Genomic DNA, 25,652 nt, shown 5'->3' on the forward strand with positions numbered 1-25,652 from the left:
GCTACGGGCAGCCCTCCCCGATCCTCGGGCGAGCCGGCACCGCGCGTGCCACACTGGCGCCCGGTCGACGGGGACGTCCGGCCGTGGCCCGAGGGAGGTGGACGTGCGGCGTGCCGTGGTGGGCGCACTGGCGGCGGTCGTGATGGCCGGCGTCGGACTCGTCCCGCTCCTCGTCGAGGACGAGCCGCTCCCGGTCCTGCGCAACGGCGCGGGGTGGCGCACGACGTCCGTCCTGGCTCCGGTGGCGCTCGGCGACCGGCTCCTCGAGCCGCTCGCCGAGGGTCTGTGGCTCGCCGACGGCACGGTCCCGGCGGCCGGGGCCCGCACGCACGTCGCGGCGCAGGCGCTGCGGGACCTGCACGCCCTGACCCGACCGAACGGAGCCGTCGCAGCCGGGCCAGACGCCCCGTGGGCCTACGCGTGGCCGCGCGACTCCGCGTTCGTCGCGGTGGCCTACGCCGAGACCGGGCACGTGGCCGATGCCGGTCGCGTCCTGGGCTTCCTCGCGCACGTCCAGCGCGCCGACGGCGGTTTCGAGGCCCGCTACCGGCTGGACGGCTCCGGTCCTCCGGACGACCGTCCGCGCCAGAGCGACGGCGCCGGGTGGGTGCTCTGGTCCCTCGAGCGGGTGCGGCTGGCCAGCCCCGGCCGGGTCCTGGCGCCGGGGCTGCGCAGCCTGCGCGACCGGGCCTTCGCCTTCGTCGTGGCGCAGACGGCGACGGGCACCCGCCTGCCCGAGGTGTCTCCCGACTACTGGGAGGTGCCGGAGCGGCGGGTCACCCTCGGCACGGCGGCGCCGCTCGCGGCCGGGCTCGAGGCCGCAGCCGGGACGTTCGCGGCCGAGGGCGACGTCGGTCGGGCAGACGTGGCCAGGCGCGCGGCTCGCGGGCTACGGACCCTGATCCGTGCCGAGTTCGGGCCGGGCTACGAGCGGCACGGCCGGTCCGGCGGGCTCGATGCCGGCGTCACGATGCTCATGCCGCCCTTCGCCGCGGTGGGTGACGCAGCGGCCGAGCGTGCCTGGGAGCACTACCCGGTGCTCGCCCTGCGCGCGGCCGGTGGCCTCGCCCCGGGGGTCGAGTGGAAGAGCGACGGCGTCTCGTGGACGCCCGAGACCGCCATGGTCGCCTACACCGCGGCGGCCTCCGGACACCCCCTCGTCGCCGAGCGCTGGCTGACCTGGCTCGACGGCCACTGCACGTCGTGGGGGAGCCTGCCGGAGAAGGTCCTTCCCGACGGGAGCCCCGCGGGACCGGCGCCACTCGCCTGGACCGCCGCCCTCGTCGTCCTCACCGAGGACGAGCTGGCGACGCAGCGCTCGGGTGTCTCCGCGGCGTCAGTGGCCGGCGTGGGCTGACGGCTCGACGAGCTCGACAAGGACGCCACCGGCGTCCTTCGGGTGGATGAAGTTGACGCGGCTGTCGCTCGTGCCGCGCTTCGGGGTGTCGTAGAGCAGGCGCAGCCCGCGCTCGCGCAGCGTCGCGCACACGGCGTCGATGTCGGTGACGCGGTAGGCGAGCTGCTGGATGCCGGGACCGCTGCGGTCCAGGAACTTCGCGATCGTCGACTCGGGCGAGAGGGGCGCGAGCAGCTGGATGCACGAGCCGGACTCGCCGACGCCCATCATCGCCTCGCGCACGCCCTGCTCCTCGTTCGTCTCCTCGTGGAGCATCCGCATCCCGTACGTCCCCTCGTAGAACGCGATGGCCGCGTCGAGGTCGGGCACCGCGATGCCGACGTGGTCGATGTGGGTGAAGAGGGGGTCGGGAGTCGCGCTCATGGTCCCAACCTAGGGCGGCGTGACGGCATACGGCACGGGTATGCCGTGTGCGCTTGGTCATGCTCCGCGCGGGCCCCGGGAGGCCCCGTCTACAGTTGTCGGGACACCCCCAATGACGTCGGAAGAGGCTTCACCCATGACTGCTGACCGTCCCACCTCCGTGATCGTCGCCGGTGCCCGGACCCCCATGGGTCGGCTGCTCGGCTCGCTCAAGGACTTCTCCGGATCGGACCTCGGTGGCGTCGCCATCAAGGGCGCTCTCGAGAAGGCGGGCGTCGCCCCGGAGCAGGTCGAGTACGTCATCATGGGCCAGGTGCTGCAGGCCGGCGCCGGCCAGATCCCCGCCCGCCAGGCCGCCCACGCCGCCGGGATCCCGATGACCGTCCCGGCCCTGACGATCAACAAGGTGTGCCTCTCGGGCATCAACGCCATCGCCATGGCCGACCAGCTCATCCGTGCCGGCGAGGTCGACGTCGTCGTCGCCGGGGGCCAGGAGTCGATGACGAACGCTCCTCACCTCATGACGAAGTCACGCGAGGGCTACAAGTACGGCGACGTGACGATGCGCGACCACATGGCCTTCGACGGCCTCTGGGACGCCTTCACCGACCAGGCGATGGGTCTGCTCACCGAGCAGGCCAACACGGGCGAGCAGGCCTTCACGCGTGAGGAGCAGGACGAGTTCTCGGCGCGCAGCCACCAGCTCGCCGCCAAGGCGTGGAAGGACGGCCTCTTCGACGACGAGGTCGTCCCGGTGAGCATCCCGCAGCGCAAGGGCGACCCGGTCGTCTTCAAGAACGACGAGGGCATCCGCGCCGACACGACGACCGCCTCGCTCGGCGGCCTGCGCCCGGCCTTCAGCAAGGACGGCACGATCACGGCCGGGTCGGCCTCGCAGATCTCCGACGGCGCCGCCGCGGTCGTCGTCATGAGCAAGGCGAAGGCCGAGGAGCTCGGCCTCACGTGGCTCGCCGAGATCGGCGCGCACGGCATGGTCGCCGGGCCCGACTCGACGCTCCAGCAGCAGCCCGCTCGCGCCATCGCCCGCGCCTGCGAGAAGGAGGGCATCACGCCCGCCGACCTCGACCTCGTCGAGATCAACGAGGCCTTCGCCGCCGTCGGCCTCGCCTCGGCCAAGGAGCTCGGCATCGACGTCGACAAGGTCAACGTCAACGGTGGCGCCATCGCGCTCGGCCACCCGATCGGCATGTCCGGTGCCCGCATCGCGCTGCACCTCGCGCTCGAGCTGAAGCGTCGCGGTGGCGGTGTCGGCGCAGCCGCGCTGTGCGGCGGCGGCGGTCAGGGCGACGCCCTCATCGTCCGCGTCCCCGCGTCCGCCTGATCGTTCGGGCACCCGCCGCGTGGCACGCCGATCCGTCGACGTCCCCGCCCTGGTCGAGTCGGCCAGGGCGGGTTCGCCGCGCGCCGTCGCTCGTCTGATCTCCCTCGTCGAGGACGGCCACGAGTCGCTCCGCGACGTGATGGCGGCGCTCGCACCCCATGCCGGCAACGCCTGGGTCATCGGCCTCACGGGGTCGCCCGGCGTCGGCAAGTCGACGACGACCACCGCGCTCGTCGGTGCCTTCCGTGAGCGTGGTCTCCGGGTCGGCGTGCTCGCGGTCGACCCGAGCTCGCCCTTCTCGGGCGGGGCACTGCTCGGCGACCGCGTCCGCATGCAGGACCACGCGCTCGACCCAGAGGTCTACATCCGCTCGATGGCCTCACGAGGCCACCTCGGCGGACTGTCGTTCACAACGCCCCAGGCGATCCGCGTGCTCGACGCGGCCGGGTGCGACGTCGTGCTCGTCGAGACCGTCGGCGTGGGGCAGTCCGAGGTCGAGATCGCCGGTCTCGCCGACACGTCGGTCGTGCTGCTCGCACCGGGGATGGGCGACGGCATCCAGGCCGCCAAGGCCGGCATCCTCGAGATCGGCGACGTCTTCGTCGTCAACAAGGCCGACCGCGACGGTGCCGACGCCACGGTCCGCGACCTGCGCCACATGATCTCCCTCGGCGACCGCACCGAGCCGGGCCTCTGGCGTCCACCGGTCGTGAAAACCGTTGCGGCACAGAAGATCGGCATCGACGAGGTGATGGAGGCGCTCGACAAGCACCGGGCGTTCATCGAGGAGAACGGCGAGCTGGCGCGGCGTCGCGAGCGCCGTGTCGCCGACGAGATCGAGACGATCGCGCTGACGACCCTGCGCGCCCGTCTCGGGCACGTCGGTGGGCACGAGGGCGTCGCCGCACTCGCGCGTGACGTCATCGCCGGCCACACCGACCCGTATGCCGCCGCCGACCGTCTCGTGGAGCAGCTCGGATCCTGACCGGCGGTTGGGGCCGGTGGTCCAGGGCGACACATGAAGCCAGGTGTGGCGGCGGGGCTCGCGCTCAGCGCTGGAGAGCTGCGCGGACTTCCTGTGTCGCGCGGGCCTTCGCCTCGGCGCGGAGGAGCACCGAACGCACCCACGCCTGCCGCCGCATCACCTGCTCGTAGGTGAACCGGTAGACGTCCCAGCCGGCCAGGACCAGCTCGTCATAGCGCCAGCAGTCGACGACGAGCTGCTCTCTGCCGGTGTGGAACTCGTGGCTGTCCGCCTCGACGACGATCCCCAGCCACACGTCGACGAGGTCAGGGGTGACCCGCTCGCCGCCTGCCACGGCGATGCCGACCTGGGGACGGAGGTCGAGCCCCGGCACGTCGAGCGAGATCGCGCGGAGCACGGACTCGAAGGGGTTGGCCGCCTTGCTCGACGCGTGCGCGAGGACGCGAAGCACCCGCGGTCGTCCGGGGCCACGGACCTGCTGTGCCACGGTCGCGAGATCGCCGGCCGTCACCCGCCGGGACCGGAGCGCCGAGTCGGCGATGGCGAGAGCCTCGTCGAACGGGAGGTGGCGAGCGCAGTCGACCACGGTGCGAGCCGGTGACGTGATGCCCGCGGCCGCGTCCCGAGGGTCGATGAGGGAGGACCAGATCCGCGCCCGCGGCCGGGTCCCCGCCGCGATCTTGCGCCCACGGGGCACGGTGACCTCCGGCTTGGGCGGCACCGTCTTGACCTTCCACCCGTGCGCGAGGGCCGCCGAGCGGTGCGAGACGACGGCGCTCAGCTCGTGCGCCACACCCGTGGCGGCGTCGACGTCGCGAAGCAGGTACCGGCCGGGACGGGGGCGCAGGACGTGCCCCTCGACCACCGCTCGCCGGAGCCGCCGTTTCGAGACGAAGGGCTGCAGCTCGGCACGCGTCGCGACGCCGCCGAGTCGTCGCAGCGCGTCCACCACCGGATCCACGGCGCCAGCCTGCCGACCCGTCGAGGGGGCTCGAGCGCGCTGTCCACAGGACCCCGGAACACATGAAGTGGGCGTCGTCGGTCAGCGTCCTGCGTGGGGTCAGCCCGCGCCGGTGCTTGCTGTGTCGCGAGGGACCGGCTCGCGGACGCGCGTGGGCGCGGGGGGAGCGGGCGGCATACGCACGCGGGGTGGGAGCCATGCGCGGGGCGCGGGGGGAGCGGGCGGCATACGGACGCGGGGTGGGCGCGGGGTCGCGTACGCACGTGGGTGAGATGCGTAAATGGATGGCGCGACGGGCGGGCGTGGTGTCACCGTCGAGGGATGGACATCATCCCGCTCGACCATGACGACGACGTCATGCTCAAGGAGCTCTTCGGCGTGGCCACCCGCAGCGAGTCCGTCTCGCGCGTCCAGCCGATCCAGCGCACCGAGGACGAGTTCCTCAAGATGGTGCGCTTCTCGTTCCCCGGCGAGCGCGAGGTGGGCGCCGTGGCCGTCGTCGAGGGCTCTCCCGTCGGCTGGTCTCGCGTCTTCTTCCCCGAGCGCGACAACCTCGACAAGTGCTGGAACCACCTCGAGGTGGACCCGCAGCACCGTGGGGCGGGCATCGGCTCCGCCCTGCTTGAGTGGACCGAGGAACAGGCCCGGGCGGGCGACCGCTCGATGCTGCTGACCGAGGTCTTCGTCCCCGTCGGTGACCGCGAGTCGCATGCCGACCGCGAGTTCGCCCTCGGACGGGGGTATGCCGTGTCGAGCGTCGAGATCGTCCGCTCGCTGCCGCTCCCCGTCGATGCGGACGTCCTGGCCCGGCACGGTGACCACGCGGCCGAGGCCATGGGCGACGCGTACGACCTCACGGTCCACGTCGACGGCGTGCCGGACGAGCTGCGCCAGGGCGTGTGCGACGCCTCGAACCGGCTCATCCTCGACGCCCCCACGGGCGATGTCGAGTTCGAGCCGGAGTCGCAGACGGTCGAGGACTACGAGACGATGCTCCAGCACCTGCGTGACACGGGGCGCACGATCATCACGGCCGTGGCCGTACACCGCGAGTCCGGCGTCGTCGCGGCCTACACCGACCTCGCCATCCCCTCCGGCGACCCGCACGTCGTCTTCCAGTGGGGCACGCTCGTGCTGCCCGAGCACCGCGGCCACCGGCTCGGCATGGCCGTCAAGGCCGCGAACCTCAGGGAGCTGGCCCGCGTTGCACCAGAACGACGTTCGGTGCAGACCATGAACGACGAGCAGAACCCGTGGATGGTCCAGATCAACAAGGACCTGGGCTTCGCGATCATCGAGGAAGCACTGACGATGAAGAAGGCCTTCTAGGCCGACCGGCGCGCTGGGGGTGCTCGGGCGACGTCGACCGGGGCGGCATACGGTGAGGTCATGCTGATCGCCTTCTCCGTCGCCCCCACCGTCGCGGCCGACGACACCGGATCGGTGTCCGACGCCGTCGCCCGAGCCATCCGCGTCGTGCGCGACTCCGGTCTGCCGCACCGCACCGACGCGATGTTCACGACGATCGAAGGGGAGTGGGACGAGTGCATGGCTGTCGTGAAGCAGTGCTGCGACGTGCTGGCGGAGACCTCCCCGCGTGTCGGGCTCGTGCTCAAGGCCGACATCCGTCCCGGCTGGACCGGCGAGCTCGACGGCAAGCTCGAGCGGCTCGAGGATGCGCTCGACCGTCAGCGGGATGACTGAGCAGGACTGGCAGCTCAGGCCGCTCGCGCTCCAGGACTCTGACGAGCTCGGGCGCGTGCACATGGCGGTGTGGCGAGACGCGTACGCCGGGCTGATGCCCGCCGACTACCTCGCCGGCCTGAGCGACGAGCGCTGCGCGGACCGCTGGCGCGAGCTGGCGGGGCGCCCGACGGACGCGCCCGAGCGCACCCTCGTGGTCGTGGACCCGGACGGTCGGCTCGCCGGCTTCGGCAGCGCCGGACCCAGCCGTGACGAGGACGCCCCCACCGAGTGGGAGCTGTATGCCGTCAACCTCGCCCCGCACGCCCGTGGCACGGGCGTCGCGGACCGTCTCGTCGACGAGCTCCTCGGCGTCCGTGACGCGACCCTCTGGGTCGTCGAGGGCAACGCCCGGGCCAGGGCGTTCTACACGCGCCGGGGCTTCGTCGACGAGGGCGGACGGTCCGAGCACCCGGCGACGGGGACTCCGGAGATCCGGATGGTCCGACGCCTCGCCTGACCCGCGCAGGACAAAGTGCGCATAACGGTCATCAGGCACCAGCTGCCGAGCGTGACCGGTCTGACATCGGCTCCCGTCGCTGCACGAAGTGCGTCAGGAGTGTCCGGAAATGTCCTCGGCGAGCCGTTCCCGCGGATTGGGGATGCGGCGTGGTCCGTGCGTATCGTGGGTCGCGGCCGATCGTGCTCGGCCTGTCCCCCTGTGTCACCGAAAGGCTTTTCCATGCCCCGCACCGCGACTCGTCGACGTGCTCTTGCCGCCGCGCTCGCCTGCGCTGCCATGCTCTCCGCCTGCACCGGCAACTCCGACGACGGCACCGCCGGCACCGGCGTCTCCGCGAGCCCCGTGGTCGCGCCGGAGACGGCCGACACGACCGCGGCCTCGGCGGTCGGTGCGGCAGCCGCGTCCTCCCTCGACGCGTCGGCCGCCGGTGCGGCTGCCCGCGAGAAGGCCTTCGTCGGCGCCGCGCTCCAGTCGGCCAACGCCTACGCCAAGACGCTCCCGGGACGCACCGCCGCGGAGAAGGCCGACGCCGAGCTCGCCACGACCGGCGTCAAGGTGCTCGCGCTCTCCCGCGCCGGTGACACCCCGGCCCAGATCCTCGCGCAGACGACGCTGAAGAAGACCGGTGCCGCCGTGCTCGTGCTGCTCGTCGGTGGCCCGTCTGGTGCACCGTTCAAGGCGGCCGCGGTCACCCCGATGCTCCCCGACGCCAAGCTCGACGCCCTCGACCCGACGACCGACGGCTCCGCCGCCATCGCCGACGGCAAGGGCCTCTCCGCCAAGCCCGACGACGTCGTCTCGGCGTTCGCCGCCTCGGTGAAGTACCCCGACCCGACGGCGACCAAGGTGCTGGCCGACGACCCGCTCTCGGAGCAGCTGCGCCAGTCGGCCCGCGCCCAGTCGCAGGCCCTCAACAACCAGGGCGCCTTCACCCAGGAGCACGAGCCCAAGGGCATCCTCGGTGGGCTGCGCCTCAAGGACGGCAACGGCGCCATCGTCTTCGCCCACCTCGTGCGCAACGACGCCATCGCCATGCGCACACCCGTCAAGCTCACCCCGGCCAAGGACCTGACGCTCCTGACCGGTATCAAGCAGATCACGACCGAGGCCAACCTGACCTCCAACGAGATCGTCGCCATCGTCATCCCCGCGTCCGGACAGGCGCGCATCGTCGCCGCATCGGACCAGCTCGTCGCCGGCTCGGGTCGGTGAGGCAGGATTGATCTATGAGTCACCAGCCATTCACCGCAGCAGCACTTCGCGGTGCCGTCGACCTGTCATCGCTCAAGCGTCCGGCCCAGCCGGCTGGCCCCGCATCCGGCGCGGCCTCCACCTCCGCGGACGGTGCTGGCCTCGTCATCGAGGGCACTGACGCCTCGATCCGTGACGTCATCGCGGCGTCCGAGCGGCATCCCGTCGTCATGGTGCTCTGGTCACCGCGGCTGCAGGAGTCGGCTGACTTCGTCACGACGTTCGGCTCGGTGGCCCGCCGCTACGCGGGTCGCTTCCAGCTCGTCACCGTCGACGTCGACGCCAACCCCACGATCCTGCAGGCCTTCCAGGTCCAGGCCGTGCCCGTGAGCTTCGCCTTCGTGCAGAGCCAGCCGGTGCCGCTCTTCGAGGGCGCGCAGCCCGAGGCCCAGGTCACGGCCGTCATCGACCAGGTGCTGCAGCTCGCGGCGCAGCACGGTGTCACCGGTACCGTCGCGGTCGGAGAGGACGCTGCCGCACCGGCCGACGAGACCGAGCAGGAGCAGCCCCTGCCGCCGCTGCACCAGCAGGCCTTCGATGCCATCGAGGCGGGCGACCTCGAGGCAGCCGCCTCGGCCTACCGCGAGGCCCTCGCGCAGAGCCCGGCCGACACCGACGCCAAGATCGGTCTCGCCCAGGTGGGGCTCATGCAGCGCACCCAGGGTGCCGACCTCCAGGCTGCCCGGGCCGCGGCAGCCGCCGCGCCGACGGACGTCGACGCGCAGATCCTCGTCGCCGACCTCGACCTGCTCGGTGGTCACGTCGAGGACGCCTTCATGCGCCTCATCGACACCGTGCGCGTCACGGCCGACGCCGACCGCAACAAGGCGCGCGAGCACCTCGTCGAGCTCTTCGAGGTCATCGGCGTCACGGACGAGCGCGTCGCGAAGGCACGCAAGTCCCTCATGAGCGCCCTCTTCTAGGTCGAGCCGACCGACCGGAGCCACCCTGCAGGACAGCAGCCAGCGGTATGCCGGTGGCCGCTGTCCAGCCGGGTGGCTCGCGTGCGCCCGGGGTGCCGTCAGTCCCCGGTCGGCTCCCGCGGGTCCGCCGCCGACGTCATGACGAGGGCGTCGCCCAGCCGGGCGATGACGTCGTCGGCCGTCACGTCGGCCGGCTCCGCGCCGTCGACCCAGAGGCCCCAGCGCGGGGTGGCCGGGTCCGCGCCGTCGCGCACGACGACGACGTGGACCGGCTCGGGCTCGACGAGGTCGAGGAAGTCCTCGAGGCGGTCGCCGAGCGCGTCCTCCACGACGACCGCCTCGAAGCCCTCGAGCTGGTAGGTCTCGGCCACGGCCAGGGCCGCCGACCAGCGCAGCAGCCGCGCCCGCAGCTGCTCCGACGTCGGCGGCTCGTCCCAGCCCGCGGCGGCGCCCGTCGTGACGGCCTGCTCGAGCGCCGCCCCGTCGACGACGACGGCCCGGGCGAGCCGATCGGCGACTGCCGACGCGAGGGCGGCCCGGGTCGCTGCCCGGGCCGCCGTCACGAGGACCAGCCGGCCACGCGGACCCGACTCGTCGAGCTCGCTCATCCGCCGAGGGCCGCCGACACGACGTCCCTGGCCTCGGCCTGGACGCGGGCGAGGTGCTCTGGTCCCTGGAAGGACTCGGCGTAGATCTTGTAGACGTCCTCGGTGCCCGACGGCCGCGCGGCGAACCACGCGCTCTCGGTCGTCACCTTGAGCCCGCCGATCTTGGCGCCGTTGCCCGGCGCCTCGGTCAGCTTGCCCGTGATCGGCTCTCCCGCGAGGGTCTCGGCCGTCACGTCGTCGGGGGAGAGGGCGCCGAGCTTGGCCTTCTCCTCGCGCGACGCGGCGGCGTCGATGCGGGCGTATGCCGGGTCGCCGTGCCGGGCGGTCAGCTCGGCGTAGTGCTGGCTGGGTGTCCTGCCGGTCGCGGCGAGGATCTCGGACGCCAGCAGCGCGAGCAGGATGCCGTCCTTGTCGGTCGACCAGACGGTGCCGTCCTGGCGCAGGAAGCTGGCCCCGGCCGACTCCTCCCCGCCGAACCCCACGCTGCCGTCGAGCAGCCCGGGCACGAACCACTTGAAGCCCACGGGGACCTCGAGGAGGGTGCGACCGAGGTCGGAGGCGACGCGGTCGATCATCGAGGAGGACACGAGGGTCTTGCCGATGGCGGTCGTGGCGGGCCATCCCGGACGGGCACCGCCGTAGAGGTACTGGATGGCGACGGCGAGGTAGTGGTTGGGGTTCATCAGGCCGGCGTCGGGCGTGACGATGCCGTGCCGGTCGGCGTCGGCGTCGTTGCCGGTCGAGATGTCGTAGGCGTCCTTGGCGTGGATGAGCGAGGCCATCGCCGACGGCGAGCTGCAGTCCATCCGGATCTTGCCGTCCCAGTCGAGCGTCATGAAGGCCCACTGCGGGTCGACGCGCGGGTTGACGACGGTGAGGTCGAGCCCGTGCCGCTCACCGATCTCTCCCCAGTAGGCGACGGACGCTCCGCCGAGCGGGTCGGCGCCGATGCGCACGCCGGCCTCGCGGACGCGGGCGAGGTCGACGACGTTCGGGAGGTCGTCGACGTAGGTGCCCATGAAGTCGTACGAGCCGGCCTCGCCGCGGGCCTGCTCGAACGCGACGCGGCGGACCTCGCGCAGCCCGCCGCGGATGAGGTCGTTGGCGCGCTTCGCGATGACCGAGGTCGCGTCGGTGTCGGCCGGACCGCCGTGCGGGGGGTTGTACTTGAAACCGCCGTCGGCCGGTGGGTTGTGCGACGGCGTGACGACGATGCCGTCGGCGAGACCGCTCGCCCCCGAGCCCTTCCCACGGTTGGCGCGCAGGATGGCGTGCGACACGGCAGGCGTCGGCGTGAACCCGTCGCGGTCGTCGACGAGCACCTGCACGCCGTTGGCAACGAGCACCTCGAGCGCCGAGCGCCACGCGGGCTCGGACAGCGCATGCGTGTCGCGGCCGATGAAGAGCGGCCCGTCGAAACCCTGCGAGACGCGGTAGTCGACGATGGCCTGCGTCGTGGCGAGGATGTGGTCCTCGTTGAACGCCGTGCGCAGGCTCGACCCGCGGTGGCCCGACGTGCCGAACGCGACCTGCTCGTCGGGGTCGTCGACGTCCGGGTGCCGGTCGTAGTAGGCCCCGACGAGGGCGTCGACGTCGACGAGGTCCTCGGGCTGTGCGGGCTGACCGGCGCGCGGGTGGGTCATGAGGGGTCTCCGTTCGGGGTCGGGTCGGCGTCGCCGCTCGAGAGGGTCCCGGCGACGACGGCCGGGACGGTGGGCTCGTCCACGGGGACGAGCCAGACGGTCGACAGGCGCGGCACGGTGATGTCGGCGGCATACGGCTGCTGGTGCCAGGCCTCCTCGCGCGCCTCGACGACGATGCCGGTGCTGCTCGGTGCGTCGGGGTGGTAGCCGGCCGTGTCCAGGACGACCGTCCACCTCCCGCCGCGCGGGAGGCCGATGCGGTAGGACTGCTGGGTCTCGCCGCTGAAGTTCATGACGCAGGCGACGACGGGGGCGTCGGTCGCCCGGTCGCCCTTGCCGAAGCGCAGCCACGAGAACGTGTTGTGGGCTGCGTCGTCGGCCTCGAGCCACTCGAAGCCCGAGCGGTCGGCGTCGAGCTCCCACAGCGCCCGGTGGCCGCGGTAGATGCCGTTGAGGTCCTTGACGAGGTTGTGGACGCGGTAGTGCAGCGGCTGCTCGAGCAGCCACCAGTCGAGGCTGCGGCCCTCGGACCACTCGGACTCCTGGCCGAACTCGCAGCCCATGAAGAGCAGCTGCTTGCCGGGGTGGCACCAGAGGTAGGCGAGGAAGGCACGGAGCGTCGCGACCTGCTCCTCGCGCGGGCCGCGCGACTTGCGCAGCAGCGAGCCCTTGCCGTGGACGACCTCGTCGTGGCTGATCGGCAGCACGAAGTTCTCGTCGAAGGCGTACATGAGCGAGAAGGTCAGCTTGCCGTGGTGGTAGCTGCGGTAGATGGGCTCCTCGCCGAGGTACTTGAGCGAGTCGTTCATCCAGCCCATGTTCCACTTGAAGCCGAACCCGAGGCCGCCCTCGTTGGTCGGCTTCGTGACGCCGGGCCACGTCGTCGACTCCTCGGCGATCGTGACGATCCCGCCGACGCGCTTGTAGGCGGTGCCGTTGGTCTCCTTGAGCAGCTCGACGGCCTCGAGGTTCTCGCGCCCGCCGTCCTTGTTGGGCACCCAGGCCCCGGCGTCGCGGGCGTAGTCGAGGTAGAGCATCGAGGCCACGCCGTCGACGCGCAGGCCGTCGAGGTGGAACTCCTCGAGCCAGTAGATGGCGTTGGCGACGAGGAAGTTGCGCACCTCGGGCCGGCCGTAGTCGAAGATGTTGGAGCCCCACTCGGGGTGCCAGCCCTTGCGAGGGTCCGGGTGCTCGTAGAGCGGTAGACCGTCGAAGCGCGCGAGGGCCCACTCGTCGGTGGCGAAGTGCCCGGGCACCCAGTCGAGCAGCACCCCGATGCCGGCACGGTGCAGCTCGTCGACGAGGAAGCGGAAGTCGTCCGGGCGGCCCCAGCGGGAGCTCGGCGCGTAGTAGCCCGTCACGTGGTAGCCCCACGAGGGGACGTACGGGTGCTCCATGACGGGGAGGAACTCGACGTGGGTGAACCCGAGGTCGCGCACGTAGTTGACGAGGTGCTCGGCGAGGCCGCGGTAGCCGAGGTCCTGGCGCCACGAGCCGAGGTGGACCTCGTAGATGCTCATCGGTCCCTGGTGGGCGTCGCTCGTGCGGCGGCGCTCCATCCACTCGTCGTCGCGCCAGTCGTAGTGGGTCTCGGTGACGATGGCCGCCTGCTTCGGGGCGACCTCGGTCATGCGCGCCATCGGGTCGCTCTTGAGGCGGACGAGCTCGTCGGGCCCGCGGACGGCGAACTGGTAGTTCATCCCCTCCTGGGCGCCGGGGAGGAAGAGCTCCCAGATGCCGCTCTCGCCGAGCGCCCGCATCGGGTGCGAGCGGCGGTCCCAGTCGTTGAAGTCGCCGATGACGTGGACGGCCCGGGCCCGGGGCGCCCAGACCGCGAAGGAGACACCCCAGACGTCGCCGAGCGGGCCGGGGTAGTGGCGCACGTGTGCCCCGAGGACGGTCCACAGCTGCTCGTGGCGCCCCTCGTTGATGAGGTGGCGGTCGATCTCGCCGAGCGTCGGCGCGAAGCGGTACGGGTCGTCCTGCTCGTGCTCGACGCCGTCGCCGTACTCGACGAGGAGGCGGTAGTCGTGCGTCGTGCCGAAGTCGGGCGAGGTCATCGACCAGATGCCGTCGCGCACGTGCTGCAGCTCGACGCGCTCGCCCGAGTCGAGGCGGGCGCCGACGCGGGTCGCGAACGGGCGGTAGGCGGTGATCGTCAGCCCACCCGGGCCGACGTGGTGGCCGAGCAGGTCGTGCGGCTGGCCGTTGCGGCCCTGGAGGAAGGCCGTGATCGCGGCGTCGTCGAGGGAGGGACCGGGGGCGGTCTCGGGGGTCATGGCGTGCCTTCCTCGGTGGTGAGTCGCTCGACGGCGCCGAGCGGGATCGGCAGCCACGAGGGCCGGTTGCGGGCCTCGTAGACGACCTCGTAGAGCGCCTTGTCGAGCTCGAGCGCACGGGTCAGTGCCTGCGCGTCGGCGTCGGGCGCCCCTGCGACGGAGGCGTACCCGTCGAGGAAGGCGGCCCGGCAGGCCGCAGCCCAGCCGGTCGCGTCGACCGGTGACTCGGCCAGCGCCACGGAGCCCGCGGCGTAGTCGAAGGAACGGAGCATCCCGGCGACGTCACGCGCCGTGAGGTCGGGGAGCACGCGTTCGGCGAGCGGGCGCAGCGGCTCGCCCTCGAAGTCGAGGGCCACCCACCCGCGCTCGGGCACGTCGAGCACCTGGCCGAGGTGGTAGTCGCCGTGGATCCGCTGCAGCGGCGGCCAGTGCACGTCGCGCACGGACGCGACGACGCGGTCGACGGCGTCCGAGCGCGAGGCGAGGTCGGGCACGAGGGCCACGGCGGCGGCATACCGCTGGCGCATCGACGCGACGACCGCCTGGCGCGCCTCGGGCGTCACCTCGTGGGTGCCGAGCGCGTGCGCGAGGGCCGTGTGGATCTCGGCCGTGACGACACCGAGGTCGCGGGCGCGGGACGTGAAGTCCGTGCCCGACACGGCGGCGACGAGCGCGACCCGCCAGGCGTCCTCGACCCCGGGGATGAACTCCTGCGCGAAGGCGAGGTGGCCGTGCATCGTCGACCCGCCGGTCGGCGCGTCCCAGGCGCCCGAGAGGTGCCCGATGGCCATCGGGACGCGGTCCGAGCCCTGCTCCGTGAGGGCGGACTGCACCACGACGTCGGGGTTGTCGCCGTCCTGGAGCGTGCGGAAGACCTTGACGATGACCGGCTCGGCCGGGCCGCCGCCGGGGGCGTTCATGCGGCAGATGACCGAGGTGTTGGACTGCTCTCCGCTGAGCACGGTCGACGACGACACCGAGCCGTCGGCGTGGCCGGTCGACGAGCCCTCGGCGAGCGCGTTGCTGCCGACGGACGCCTGCGCCTCGTCGGACACGCCACGTCCGAGGATCGTCGCCATGAGCTGCGAGACGTAGACGGGGTCGTGCGGTGCGTCGTAGACCCAGCGCGTGCCGAGGACGCTGTGCTCCATCGTGCCGAGCAGCGCGTGCTCGGCGCCCTCGAGCGGGGCGGAGCGGTAGGTGAGGGGCACCTGGTAGACGACCGCGGGTGCCACGGCCTCGTCGGCGAGCAGCAGGGTCTCGCAGCCGACCTCGCCGTCGGGGTCCTCGAAGCGGAACCCACCGACGCGCCGCAGCTGCGGGACGTGGCCCTTGCCGTGGTACCACCGCTGGCGCGGCATCCACTCGGTGACCATCTCGGTCTTGGTCGGCACGATCGACGCGCCCTTGTGGACGATGGCCATCAGCCGCGGTCCTCCCCGCCGCGCAGGCGCAGCCAGAAGAAGTCGCGGGATCCGAGCGTCAGCGTGACCCGCCCGTCGCTCGCCACCCACGGGAAGCCGCTACCGCCGAAGAGGTCGATGAGCTCGCGGCCCGCGAGCTCCTCCGGCAGCTGGATCGTCGCGGCCTGGGGACGGCTCGAGAGGTTGTTGACGCAGAGGACGGCCTCACCGGGCTCGTTGCCGTCGGCCTCCATCGTGCGCGTGAACGCGAGGATCGACTCGTTGTCGGCCTCGACGACGGTGAAGTCGCCGAGCCCGAAGACCGGGTGGCGCCCGCGGATCTGGAGCATCCCGCGGATCCAGTGCAGGAGCGAGGCCGAGGAGGCCATCTGGGCCTCGACGTTGATGTTGTTGTAGTGGTAGACGAGGCTGCTGATGACGGGCAGGTAGAGCTTGCCCGGGTCGACGCTCGAGAACCCGGCGTTGCGGTCGGGCGTCCACTGCATCGGCGTGCGCACGGCGTCGCGGTCGGTGAGCCAGATGTTGTCGCCCATGCCGATCTCGTCGCCGTAGTAGAGGCACGGTGAGCCCGGCAGCGAGAGGATCAGCGCGTGGATGAGCTCGATCTCGGGCCGTGAGTTGTCGAGCAGGGGAGCGAGCCGTCGCCGGATGCCGACGTTGGCGCGCATGCGGGGGTCGGGGGCGTACCAGCCGTACATCGCGGCGCGCTCCTCCGGCGTCACCATCTCGAGCGTCAGCTCGTCGTGGTTGCGCAGGAACGTGCCCCACTGCGTGCCCGAGGGGATGGCCGGGGTGTCGGCCAGCACGTCGATGATCGGCGCGGCGGTCTCCTCGCGGAGCGAGTAGTAGAGCCGGGGCATGACCGGGAAGTGGAAGCACATCTGGCACTCCGGCGCCTCCTCGGTGCCGAAGTAGTCGACGACCTCGGCGGGCGGCTGGTTGGCCTCCGCGAGCAGGATCCGGCCGGGGTACTCGGCATCGACCATGGCGCGCAGCCTGGCGAGGAACTCGTGCGTCTTGGGGAGGTTCTCGCAGTTCGTGCCCTCCTCCTCGAAGAGGTAGGGGACCGCGTCGAGACGGAAGCCGTCGATGCCGAGGTCCATCCAGAAGCGCACGATGTCGAACATCGCCTCCTGCACGGCCTCGTTCTCGAAGTTGAGGTCGGGCTGGTGGCTGAAGAAGCGGTGCCAGAAGAACTGCCGGCGGACCGGGTCGAAGGTCCAGTTGGACACCTCGGTGTCGACGAAGATGATGCGCGCGTCGTCGTAGCCGTCGTCCGTGTCGGACCAGACGTAGAAGTCGCCGTAGGGTCCGTCGGGCTCCGCGCGGCTCGCCTGGAACCACGGGTGCTGGTCGCTCGTGTGGTTCATGACGAAGTCGGTGACGATGCGGATGCCGCGGGCGTGGGCCTGCGAGACGAGCTCGGTGAACTCCGGCAGCGTCCCGAACTCGGGCAGGACCGCCTTGTAGTCGGCGATGTCGTAGCCGCCGTCGCGCAGCGGCGACGCGTAGAAGGGCGGCAGCCAGAGGCAGTCGACGCCGAGCCACTGGAGGTAGTCGAGCCGGTTGATGAGACCGGTGAAGTCACCGGCGCCGGAACCCTTCGAGTCGGCGAAGGCGCGGACGAGCACCTCGTAGAAGACCGCCTTCTTGAACCACTGGGGGTCGTGCTTCAGGCCGGGCTGGGACAGGTTGAGGCCCTGCATGCGTCAGTGGCTCCTCACGTGGATGATGTGGACGGGTTCGGAGTCGGGACCGAGCCGCACGAAGTTGTCCTGGCGCCATTCCCACGTCTGGTTCGTGATGTGGTCGTGCGCGTCGAACGTCGACCACGTGGCCATACCCAGTGCCTCCATGTCGAGGTGCACCCACGTCTCACGCGTGGCGTGCGGGTCGAGGTTGGCGATGACGAGGACGGTGTCGCGCTCGCCCGTGGCCCGGTCGACGACACGGGACTTGCTGAAGACGATGACGTTCTCGTCGTCGGCCGCGTGGAAGCGCAGGTTGCGCAGCCAGTGCAGCGCGGGGTGCCAGCTGCGGATGTCGTTGAGCCGCTTGAGGTACCACGCGAGCGAGCGGCTCTCGAGGGGGCCGCCCGGCTCGTAGAGGTACCACTGACGGTCCTTGTACTCGTACTTCTCGTTGTCGAGCTGCTCCTCGGCGCCGGGGCGGGCGACGTGCTCCATGAGCTCGTAGCCGGCGTAGATGCCGTACGTCGGTGCCATCATCGCGGCGACCGCGGCGCGCAGCTTCCACGCGGTCGGACCGCCGTACTGCATGTACGGGGTGAGGATGTCGTGCGTCGTGGGCCAGAACGCCGGGCGCATGTAGGCCGACCCGGTGTCCTCGCCGGCCAGCTCGGTGCCGTACTCCTCGAGCTCCCACTTCGCGTTGCGCCACGCGTAGTAGGTGTAGCTCTGCTGGAAGCCGGCCTTGGCGAGCTGGTGCATCATCGCCGGCTTCGTGAAGGCCTCGGACAGCCAGACCGTGTCGGGGTGCTCCCGCGCGACATCGGCGATCAGCCACTGCCAGAAGGCAACCGGCTTGGTGTGGGGGTTGTCGACGCGGAAGATGCGCACCCCGTGGTCGAGCCACACCTGGATGACCCGGCGCACCTCGGCGTAGGACCCGGCCGGGTCGTTGTCGAAGTTGAGCGGGTAGATGTCCTGGTACTTCTTCGGCGGGTTCTCGGCGTAGGCGATGGTGCCGTCGGCCCGCGTCGTGAAGAGCTCGGGGTGGGTCTGCACCCACGGGTGGTCGGGGGAGGCCTGCAGCGCGATGTCGAGCGCGACCTCCATGCCCAGCCGCTGCGTCTCGGCGACGAAGTGGTCGAAGTCCTCGAACGTGCCGAGGTCGGGGTGGATCGCGTCGTGCCCGCCGTCGGGCGAGCCGATGGCGTACGGCGACCCGGGGTCGCCGGGCTGGGCGGTGAGGCTGTTGTTGCGCCCCTTGCGGGCCGTCGTGCCGATCGGGTGGATCGGCGTCAGGTAGACGACGTCGAAGCCCATGTCGGCGATGGCGGGCAGCCGCTGCGCCGCGGACCGGAACGTGCCGGAGACCCACTCGCCGGTCTCCTCGTCGCGGTGGGCGCCCTCGGACCGGGGGAAGATCTCGTACCAGGCGCCGTAGAGCGCGCGCTCGCGCTCGACGAGCAGGGAGTATGCCGGTGAGGCCGACACGAACTCGCGCAGCGGCACGAGCGCGGCGAGACCCGTGATCTCCGGTGACGTCGCCGCGCCGAAGCGGTGGGCGGCGGGGGCCCGGTTGTCGCCGAGGGCGACGACGCCCTTGTCGATCTCGGAGGCGTCGACGCCGAGACCGCGAACGGCGTCGGCGAAGCGCTCGAGCACCCGGACGCCCTCGGCGCACATGAGGTCCTCGTCGACCCCGGCGGCGATCTTGATGCCGGCGTCGTGCACCCACGTCGCGTAGGGGTCGGACCATCCCTCGACGCGGTAGGTCCACCAGCCCTCACGGTCGGCGACGACGGTGGCGGCCCACTCGGACAGGCCGGGGTTGACGCTGTGCATGGCGAAGTAGTGGTCGGTGCCGTCGGGGTCGGTGAGCACCGCGGTCGCGTTGACGGCGTCGTGGCCCTCGCGGAAGACCTTGGCCCGGACGGTGAACTCCTCGCCGACGACCGACTTCGCGGGGCGCGTGCCGCCGTCGACGAGCGGACGCACGTCGCTCACGGGGATGCGGCCCATCGGGAGCGCGCCGCCCGGCATGCCCTCGACGGTCGGCGGGGCGCTCACGGGGTGGTCGGGGGCGAGGTGGACGGCTCCGGCCTCGGTGTCGTCGACGAACGCGGTGTCTGCGGTCGGGGTGGCATCGTCGCGTCGTGGTGCTTGGGGGGCGGCGCTGCGCACGCGGTTCGGCTTGCTGGAACGGGGCTTCTTCGCTGAGCCAGTCACTGCTCGACCGTATCGAAGATGCGGCGTTTGGCCCATGACGCGCCGAGGCCCCGTCCGATGGGTGAAACCTCCCTGCAAGGGTTGCAAGAACCCGACATGGCGACCCCTATGCTGTCCCCTTGTGAAGGCCATCCGTCGCTTCAGCGTCCGTACCGTCCTGCCGAGCCGCATCGAGGGACTCGGCGTCCTCGCGAGCAACCTGCGCTGGTCCTGGCACCCGCCGACCCGCGACCTGTTCGAGAGCATCAGCGCCCGCAAGTGGGCCCAGGCCGGGGAGGACCCCGTCAAGCTCCTCTCCCGCCTGTCCTCCGACGAGCTGGCCGCGCTGGCTGCCGACGACGACTTCGTCAGCAGCGTCGTGGCCGCCAACGAGGACCTGCACAGCTACCTCTCCGACGAGCGCTGGTACCAGTCGTGGAGCCGCGAGCAGGAGGCCGCCGGCAAGGCCGCCCCCGCCGCGATCGCGTACTTCAGCCCGGAGTTCGGCATCACGTCCGTGCTGCCGCAGTACTCCGGTGGCCTCGGCATCCTCGCCGGTGACCACCTCAAGACCGCATCGGACCTCGGCGTGCCGATCGTCGGCGTCGGGCTCTTCTACAAGACCGGCTACTTCAAGCAGTCGCTCAACCGGGACGGCTGGCAGGTCGAGACCTACCCGGTCCTCGACCCCGACGGCCTCCCGCTGTCGCTGCTGCGCGAGGAGGACGGCACGCCCGCCGTCGTCACCGTCAGCCTGCCCGCCGGCCGTCAGCTGCACGCCCACGTCTGGAAGGCGCAGGTCGGCCGCGTGCCCCTGCTGCTGCTCGACTCGGACGTGCCCGGCAACGACGAGCAGACCCGCAAGGTCACCGAGTCGCTCTACGGCGGCGGTGGCGACACCCGCCTCGAGCAGGAGCTGCTCCTCGGCATCGGTGGCGTCCGCGCCCTGCGCCTCTGGTCGCGCCTGTCGGGCGACCCGACGCCGGAGGTCTACCACACGAACGAGGGCCACGCCGGCTTCCTCGGGGTCGAGCGCATCACCGAGCTCGTCCGCGACCACGGCCTGACCTTCGACGAGGCCCTCGAGGCCGTACGCGCCGCGACGGTCTTCACGACCCACACGCCCGTGCCCGCCGGCATCGACCGCTTCGACGCCGCGAAGATCAACCTCTTCTTCGGCGGCGCCAACGCCATTCCCGGTGTGCCGGTCGAGCGCCTGCTCGCCCTCGGCGCCGAGGACTACGAGGGTGGCCAGCCGGGCATCTTCAACATGGCCGTCATGGGCCTGCGTCTCGCGCAGCGCGCCAACGGCGTCTCCCAGCTCCACGGCGTCGTGAGCCGCGAGATGTTCGACGGCCTGTGGCCGGGCTTCGACGACGTCGAGGTCCCGATCTCCAGCATCACCAACGGTGTCCACGCCCCGACGTGGGTCGACCGCGCCGTCTACGACGTCGCCCGCAAGCACCTCGGCACGGCCGACATCGCCGGCGAGAACGCCTGGGAGCGCATCGACGAGGTGCCCGCCGACGCCGTGTGGTCGACGAAGCGCGAGATGCGCGAGAAGCTCGTCGCCGACGCCCGCCGTCGCGTCAAGGCCTCGTGGCAGAAGCGTGGCGCGAGCGACGCCGAGCTCGGCTGGGTCGAGGACATCCTCGACCCCGACGTGCTGACGATCGGCTTCGCCCGCCGCGTGCCGACCTACAAGCGCCTCACCCTGATGCTCCGCGACCCCGATCGGCTCAAGCGCCTGCTGCTGCACCCGGAGCGCCCGGTGCAGCTCGTCATCGCCGGCAAGTCGCACCCCGCCGACGAGACCGGCAAGCGCCTCATCCAGGAGATGGTCCGCTTCGCCGACGACCCCGAGGTGCGCCACCGCATCGTCTTCCTGCCCAACTACGACATCGCGATGGCCCAGCACCTCTACCCGGGCTGCGACGTCTGGCTCAACAACCCGCTGCGCCCGTTCGAGGCGTGCGGCACGTCCGGCATGAAGGCTGCACTCAACGGCGGTCTCAACCTCTCGATCCTCGACGGCTGGTGGGACGAGTGGTTCGACGGCCGCAACGGCTGGGCGATCCCGACCGCCGACGGCGTCGAGGACGCCGACCGGCGTGACGACATCGAGGCCTCCGCGCTCTACGACCTCATCGAGAACGACGTCGCCGCGAAGTTCTACGACCGCGACGCCGCGGGTCTGCCGCAGGGCTGGATCGACATGATGACCCACACCCTCAAGACGCTCGGCCCGAAGGTGCTCGCGAGCCGCATGGTGCAGGACTACACCGAGCAGCTCTACAGCCCCGCGGCCGGTGCGGGCCGCTCGGTCTCCGGGTCGGAGTTCGCCGGCGCCAAGGACCTGGCCGCGTACAAGTCGAGGATCCGCACGGCGTGGCCCAAGGTCAAGGTCGAGCACGTCGAGCCCTCGGGCCTGTCGGACTCGCCGCAGATCGGCGACGTCCTCGACCTGCGCGCCTACGTCGCTCTCGACGGGCTCACCCCCGACGACGTCGAGGTGCAGCTCGTCCACGGACACGTCAACGACGTCGACGAGCTGTGGGGCATGGAGGTCGCGCCGCTCGCCCTCGTCGAGTCCTACGAGGACGGTCGGCACCAGTTCGCCGGCTCGCAGCCGCTGCGCCGCACCGGGTCGTTCGGCTACAGCGTCCGCGTCGTCCCGAAGCACCCGGGACTCGCCGGCCCCGCCGAGCTGGGACTCGCGCGCAACGCCTGACACCTGCACGCGACGAGAGCCCGGACCCCGACGGGTCCGGGCTCTCGCCGTGCGAGGACGTGGCCGGTGGCGGGTCTGCGCCCCTCAGCCGGCGGTCGAGCGCCAGACGCGCATCGAGGCTGCGGCCATCGGGACCTCCGTGCCGGCGGCCACGGGCTCCGACGGGGGAGCGGGCCGCTCCTCGGCGCTGTCCCACAGCATCTCGTATGCCGTCGCGCCCGGTGCCGTCGGCAGCGTCACCTCGACCGCGTGGGCCGACCCGTTGACGACGACGAGCACCGACTGCTGCGAGAGCCGCGCGCCGTCGTAGAGGGCCTGGATGACGTGGGTCGCAGGGCCGTCCCAGCGATCGCCCATGGGGTGTCCGTCGGATGCGAACCATGCGAGGTCGGTCGAGCCGTCGGCGTGGATCTGCCTGCCGGAGAAGAAGGCCCGCTGCCGCAGCACAGGGTGCTCACGCCGCAGGCGGACGAGGTGCCGGGTCGTCTCGAGGAGGTCGTCCTGCCAGGGCTCGTGGTCCCACGACATCCAGCTGATCTCGTTGTCCTGGGAGTAGGGGTTGTTGTTGCCGCGCTGGCTGCGGCCCATCTCGTCGCCGGCGTTGAGCATCGGCACGCCGGTCGACAGCAGGAGCGTGCCGAGCAGGTTGCGGATCGAGCGCCGACGCGCCGCGGTGATGTCGGGGTCGTCGGTGCGGCCCTCCACGCCGTGGTTCCACGACCGGTTGTCGTTGGACCCGTCGGCGCCGCTGTGGCCGTTGGCCCCGTTGTGCTTCGTGTCGTAGGTCGTGAGGTCGGCGAGCGTGAAGCCGTCGTGGGCCGTGACGAAGTTGACGGAGGCGATGGTGCCCCGGTCGTGGCGGTCGAAGAGGTCCTGCGACCCCGCGAGGCGCGTCGCCAGCTCGCGGACGCCGTGGCCGACGCCGCCGGCCGCGGAGGCGGCGAGGTCGCGCAGCCAGAAGGTCCTGGTCGCGTCGCGGTAGCGGTCGTTCCACTCCGAGAAGGGCGGCGGGAACTGTCCGGTGCGCCAGCCGTGGATGCCGAGGTCCCAGGGCTCGGCGACGAGCTTCGCGCGGGACAGGACGGGGTCGGTGCGCAGGGCCACGAGGAAGGGGTGGTCGCGGTCGTAGCCGTCGTCCTTGCCGCGACCCAGGGCGACCGCGAGGTCGAAGCGGAAGCCGTCGACGTGGCACTCCTGCACCCAGTAGCGCAGCGAGTCGAGCACCATCCGGGCGACGACGGGGTGCGTGAGGTCGAGGGTGTTGCCGCACCCCGTGACGTCGATGTCGCGGCCGCGGCCGTCGACGCGGTAGTACGCCCGCTGGTCGAGCCCGCGCCACGAGAGCGTCATGCCCTCGCGGGCGTTCTCGGCCGTGTGGTTGTAGACGACGTCGAGGAGCACCTCGATGCCGGCCGCGTGGAGGTCCTTGACCATCGTCTTGAACTCGTCGAGGGCGCCCTGCGGGTCGGGGGTCGACGCGTACGCCGCGTGCGGTGCGAAGAACCCGAGCGTGTTGTAGCCCCAGTGGTTCGTCAGCCCCCGCAGGACGACGTCGGGCTCGTGCGTGAAGGTGTGGACCGGCAGGAGCTCGACCGCCGTGACTCCCAGCCCCAGCAGGTGGTCGACGAACGCGGGGTGGGCCAGGCCGGCATACGTCCCGCGGAGCTCGTCGGGGACGCCGGGGTGCAGTCGCGTGGCGTTCTTGACGTGGACCTCGTAGATGATCGACTCGGTGAGCGAGTGTCGCGGGAAGTCGTCTGCGCCCCAGTCGAACTCGTCCTCGACGATGACACAGCGCGGCATGTGCGGTGCCGAGTCCCGGTCGTCGCGCACCCAGAGGTCACCGCGCAGGTCGGGGCCCACGCGGTGGGCGTAGACGGCCGGGTCGAGGCGCACCCCGCCCTCGACGGCCCGGGCGTAGGGGTCGAGGAGCAGCTTGGCGGGGTTGTGCAGCAGGGACCGGTCCGGGTCCCAGTCCCCGTCGACGCGGAAGGCGTAGCGCTGCCCGACCCCGACTCCGGGCACGATGTCGAACCACGTGCCGTGCGCCCGGTGGCGCAGCGGCACCCGGCGCTCGGTCTCGCTGCCGTCGGCAGTCGTGTCGAAGAGGCAGACCTCGACGGCCCGGGCGTGGCCGGCGTAGACGGAGAACTGCGCTCCTTCGGCGGTGAGCCGGACCCCGTGCTCGGGAGGCAGGTCTGGCGTCGCGGGAGGGGGCCGGCACATGTGTCCGAGCGTAGGGGGTGGCCGATCGCAGCCCCGGGTCGGATCGACCTCGCCGCGCAGGCTCGTTACGGTTGGCGCATGACCGATCCGACTTCGCTGCCCAACTTCATGCCGAGCGCGCCCGACGCCGGCCCCAACGGCGCCCCTGTCAGTGACGCGCCCGTGCGCGACCGCATCCTCGACGTGCTGAAGGGCCTCGGCATCGAGGCGAGCATCGACGGGGACGGCGACCTCGAGTTCGCCATCGTCGACGACCAGGGCACGAGCACGACCCTCTTCGCCCGCGTCGCCGAGGGCGACCTCGCCCTCGTCCGCTTCTTCGGGCAGTGGCAGCTCGCCGAGCCCGTCTCGTCCGACCGCAACGAGCGCCTCGCCCGCTGCAACGACCTGACGATGCAGCTCAACATCGTCAAGCTCTCGCTCGTCCAGGAGAGCCTCGTCGTCTCGGCCGAGCACGTCGTCACCCCGAACGCCGACCTCGACATCCTCGTGCCGCTGTCGGTCAACCACATCCTCCAGAGCGTCGGCTTCTTCTTCCAGTCCTGGCTGCCGATGGACGACGCGCCCGCTCCCGGCGACGCCTGATGGGCGAGTTCGTCCGGCTCGAGGTCGAGGACGGCGTCGGCACGATCCGCCTCGACCGGCCGAAGATGAACGCCCTCAACGTCCAGGTCCAGGAGGAGATCCGCGAGGCCGCCGCCGAGGCGACCGCGCGCACCGACGTCAAGGCAGTCATCGTCTACGGCGGTGAGCGCGTCTTCGCCGCCGGCGCGGACATCAAGGAGATGCAGACGATGTCGTACACCGACATGGTCGAGCGCTCCGGCCCGCTCATGAGCTCGATCAGCGCCGTGGCGCGCATCCCCAAGCCGGTCATCGCCGCCATCACCGGGTACGCCCTCGGTGGCGGCTGCGAGCTCGCCCTCGCGTGCGACTTCCGGGTCGTCGCCGACGACGCGAAGCTCGGCCAGCCGGAGATCCTCCTCGGCATCATCCCGGGCGCCGGCGGCACGCAGCGGCTCTCGCGTCTCGTCGGTGCCTCGCGGGCCAAGGAGATCATCTTCAGCGGACGTTTCGTCGACGCCCAGGAGGCGCTCGCCATCGGCCTCGCCGACAAGGTCGTCCCGGCCGCCGACGTCTACTCCGCCTCGCGCGCGTGGGCGTCCACGTTCGTCGGGGCGGCGTCGTATGCCGTCCGCGCCGCCAAGGAGGCCATCGACCGCGGTCTCGAGGTGGACCTCGAGACGGGGCTCGAGATCGAGCGGCTGCTCTTCGCCTCGCTGTTCGCGACGAAGGACCGCGAGATCGGGATGTCCTCGTTCGTCGAGCACGGTCCGGGCAAGGCGCAGTTCGAGGGTCGATGACCCCCACCCGTACGCCGCTCGAGGCGGACCCGCCGC

Annotated in this window: 20 protein-coding genes; 11 read left to right on the forward strand and 9 right to left on the reverse strand. The window is 71.7% G+C overall.

Annotated features, from left to right (window positions below):
• Positions 1–103: 103 nt before the first annotated feature.
• Positions 104–1,357, forward strand: coding sequence for a glycoside hydrolase family 15 (locus ACSQ2D_RS06840; protein ID WP_435985218.1), 1,254 nt, complete (start codon positions 104–106; stop codon positions 1,355–1,357).
• Here the strand turns inward: ACSQ2D_RS06840 and mce are convergent.
• Entirely contained in the window at positions 1,337–1,780 is a 444-nt protein-coding gene (mce, locus tag ACSQ2D_RS06845; protein WP_435985219.1) for a methylmalonyl-CoA epimerase, read from the reverse strand. The genes ACSQ2D_RS06840 and mce overlap by 21 nt on opposite strands.
• 136 nt (positions 1,781–1,916) lie before the next feature.
• Here mce and ACSQ2D_RS06850 point away from each other — a divergent pair, with 136 nt between their 5' ends.
• Positions 1,917–3,122, forward strand: a complete 1,206-nt coding sequence (locus ACSQ2D_RS06850; RefSeq protein ID WP_435985220.1) for an acetyl-CoA C-acetyltransferase — start codon at positions 1,917–1,919, stop codon at positions 3,120–3,122.
• A 19-nt stretch (positions 3,123–3,141) separates the two neighbouring features.
• Entirely contained in the window at positions 3,142–4,107 is a 966-nt protein-coding gene (meaB, locus tag ACSQ2D_RS06855) for a methylmalonyl Co-A mutase-associated GTPase MeaB (protein ID WP_435985221.1), read from the forward strand.
• Positions 4,108–4,171: 64 nt separating this feature from the next.
• Here meaB and ACSQ2D_RS06860 read toward each other — a convergent pair whose 3' ends face one another.
• Positions 4,172–5,068 (reverse strand): type IV toxin-antitoxin system AbiEi family antitoxin domain-containing protein, encoded by an 897-nt coding sequence (locus ACSQ2D_RS06860; RefSeq protein ID WP_435985222.1) that lies wholly within the window; start codon positions 5,066–5,068, stop codon positions 4,172–4,174.
• Positions 5,069–5,389: 321 nt separating this feature from the next.
• Between ACSQ2D_RS06860 and ACSQ2D_RS06865 the strand changes: the two genes are divergently transcribed.
• The 5 genes from ACSQ2D_RS06865 to ACSQ2D_RS06885 all read left to right on the forward strand — a co-directional run bounded on the left by ACSQ2D_RS06865 (position 5,390) and on the right by ACSQ2D_RS06885 (position 9,448).
• Positions 5,390–6,397 carry a GNAT family N-acetyltransferase gene (locus ACSQ2D_RS06865; protein WP_435985223.1) on the forward strand — a complete coding sequence of 336 codons (1,008 nt, stop codon included), beginning with the start codon at positions 5,390–5,392 and terminating at the stop codon, positions 6,395–6,397.
• Positions 6,398–6,457: 60 nt separating this feature from the next.
• Positions 6,458–6,772, forward strand: a complete 315-nt coding sequence (locus tag ACSQ2D_RS06870; protein WP_435985224.1) for a thiamine-binding protein — start codon at positions 6,458–6,460, stop codon at positions 6,770–6,772.
• Positions 6,765–7,271: an N-acetyltransferase family protein gene (locus tag ACSQ2D_RS06875; RefSeq protein WP_435985225.1), complete on the forward strand. Its 507-nt coding sequence runs from the start codon at positions 6,765–6,767 to the stop codon at positions 7,269–7,271. Before ACSQ2D_RS06870 ends, ACSQ2D_RS06875 begins: the two co-directional genes overlap by 8 nt.
• A 222-nt stretch (positions 7,272–7,493) precedes the next feature.
• A complete protein-coding gene (locus tag ACSQ2D_RS06880) occupies positions 7,494–8,486 on the forward strand; it encodes a hypothetical protein (RefSeq protein ID WP_435985226.1) in 993 nt (330 codons plus the stop codon).
• Positions 8,487–8,500: 14 nt separating this feature from the next.
• Positions 8,501–9,448: a co-chaperone YbbN gene (locus ACSQ2D_RS06885; RefSeq protein ID WP_435985227.1), complete on the forward strand. Its 948-nt coding sequence runs from the start codon at positions 8,501–8,503 to the stop codon at positions 9,446–9,448.
• Between the two features lie 98 nt (positions 9,449–9,546).
• Here ACSQ2D_RS06885 and ACSQ2D_RS06890 read toward each other — a convergent pair whose 3' ends face one another.
• Genes ACSQ2D_RS06890 through ACSQ2D_RS06915 form a run of 6 tightly spaced genes read right to left on the reverse strand, consistent with a single transcriptional unit; the run spans position 9,547 to position 19,130 of the window.
• A complete protein-coding gene (locus ACSQ2D_RS06890) occupies positions 9,547–10,056 on the reverse strand; it encodes a hypothetical protein (RefSeq protein ID WP_435985228.1) in 510 nt (169 codons plus the stop codon).
• Positions 10,053–11,699, reverse strand: a complete 1,647-nt coding sequence (gene pgm, locus ACSQ2D_RS06895) for a phosphoglucomutase (alpha-D-glucose-1,6-bisphosphate-dependent) (protein WP_435985229.1) — start codon at positions 11,697–11,699, stop codon at positions 10,053–10,055. The genes ACSQ2D_RS06890 and pgm overlap by 4 nt, the downstream gene beginning before the upstream one ends.
• Positions 11,696–13,978 (reverse strand): 1,4-alpha-glucan branching protein GlgB, encoded by a 2,283-nt coding sequence (gene glgB, locus ACSQ2D_RS06900; RefSeq protein ID WP_435985230.1) that lies wholly within the window; start codon positions 13,976–13,978, stop codon positions 11,696–11,698. Before glgB ends, pgm begins: the two co-directional genes overlap by 4 nt.
• A complete protein-coding gene (locus ACSQ2D_RS06905; RefSeq protein ID WP_435985231.1) occupies positions 13,975–15,402 on the reverse strand; it encodes a maltokinase N-terminal cap-like domain-containing protein in 1,428 nt (475 codons plus the stop codon). Before ACSQ2D_RS06905 ends, glgB begins: the two co-directional genes overlap by 4 nt.
• Complete coding sequence (treS, locus tag ACSQ2D_RS06910; RefSeq protein ID WP_435985232.1) at positions 15,402–17,108, reverse strand: maltose alpha-D-glucosyltransferase; 1,707 nt, start codon at positions 17,106–17,108, stop codon at positions 15,402–15,404. The genes ACSQ2D_RS06905 and treS overlap by 1 nt, the downstream gene beginning before the upstream one ends.
• A 3-nt stretch (positions 17,109–17,111) precedes the next feature.
• On the reverse strand, positions 17,112–19,130 hold the full coding sequence (locus ACSQ2D_RS06915) for an alpha-1,4-glucan--maltose-1-phosphate maltosyltransferase (protein ID WP_435987826.1): 2,019 nt from the start codon (positions 19,128–19,130) through the stop codon (positions 17,112–17,114).
• 307 nt (positions 19,131–19,437) lie between these two features.
• Here ACSQ2D_RS06915 and glgP point away from each other — a divergent pair, with 307 nt between their 5' ends.
• Complete coding sequence (gene glgP, locus ACSQ2D_RS06920) at positions 19,438–22,026, forward strand: alpha-glucan family phosphorylase (RefSeq protein WP_435985233.1); 2,589 nt, start codon at positions 19,438–19,440, stop codon at positions 22,024–22,026.
• Between the two features lie 84 nt (positions 22,027–22,110).
• On the opposite strand, the gene glgX is transcribed toward glgP, so the two are convergent.
• Positions 22,111–24,252 (reverse strand): glycogen debranching protein GlgX, encoded by a 2,142-nt coding sequence (glgX, locus tag ACSQ2D_RS06925; RefSeq protein ID WP_435985234.1) that lies wholly within the window; start codon positions 24,250–24,252, stop codon positions 22,111–22,113.
• Positions 24,253–24,330: 78 nt separating this feature from the next.
• Between glgX and ACSQ2D_RS06930 the strand changes: the two genes are divergently transcribed.
• Together ACSQ2D_RS06930 and ACSQ2D_RS06935 are read left to right on the forward strand one after the other, a co-directional pair.
• Entirely contained in the window at positions 24,331–24,837 is a 507-nt protein-coding gene (locus ACSQ2D_RS06930) for a YbjN domain-containing protein (RefSeq protein ID WP_435985235.1), read from the forward strand.
• Complete coding sequence (locus tag ACSQ2D_RS06935) at positions 24,837–25,616, forward strand: enoyl-CoA hydratase/isomerase family protein (RefSeq protein ID WP_435985236.1); 780 nt, start codon at positions 24,837–24,839, stop codon at positions 25,614–25,616. The genes ACSQ2D_RS06930 and ACSQ2D_RS06935 overlap by 1 nt, the downstream gene beginning before the upstream one ends.
• Positions 25,617–25,652 lie beyond the last annotated feature (36 nt).

Origin of the sequence: Terrabacter sp. LjRoot27 (genome assembly GCF_964254175.1) — a bacterium.
Taxonomy (GTDB): domain Bacteria; phylum Actinomycetota; class Actinomycetes; order Actinomycetales; family Dermatophilaceae; genus Terrabacter.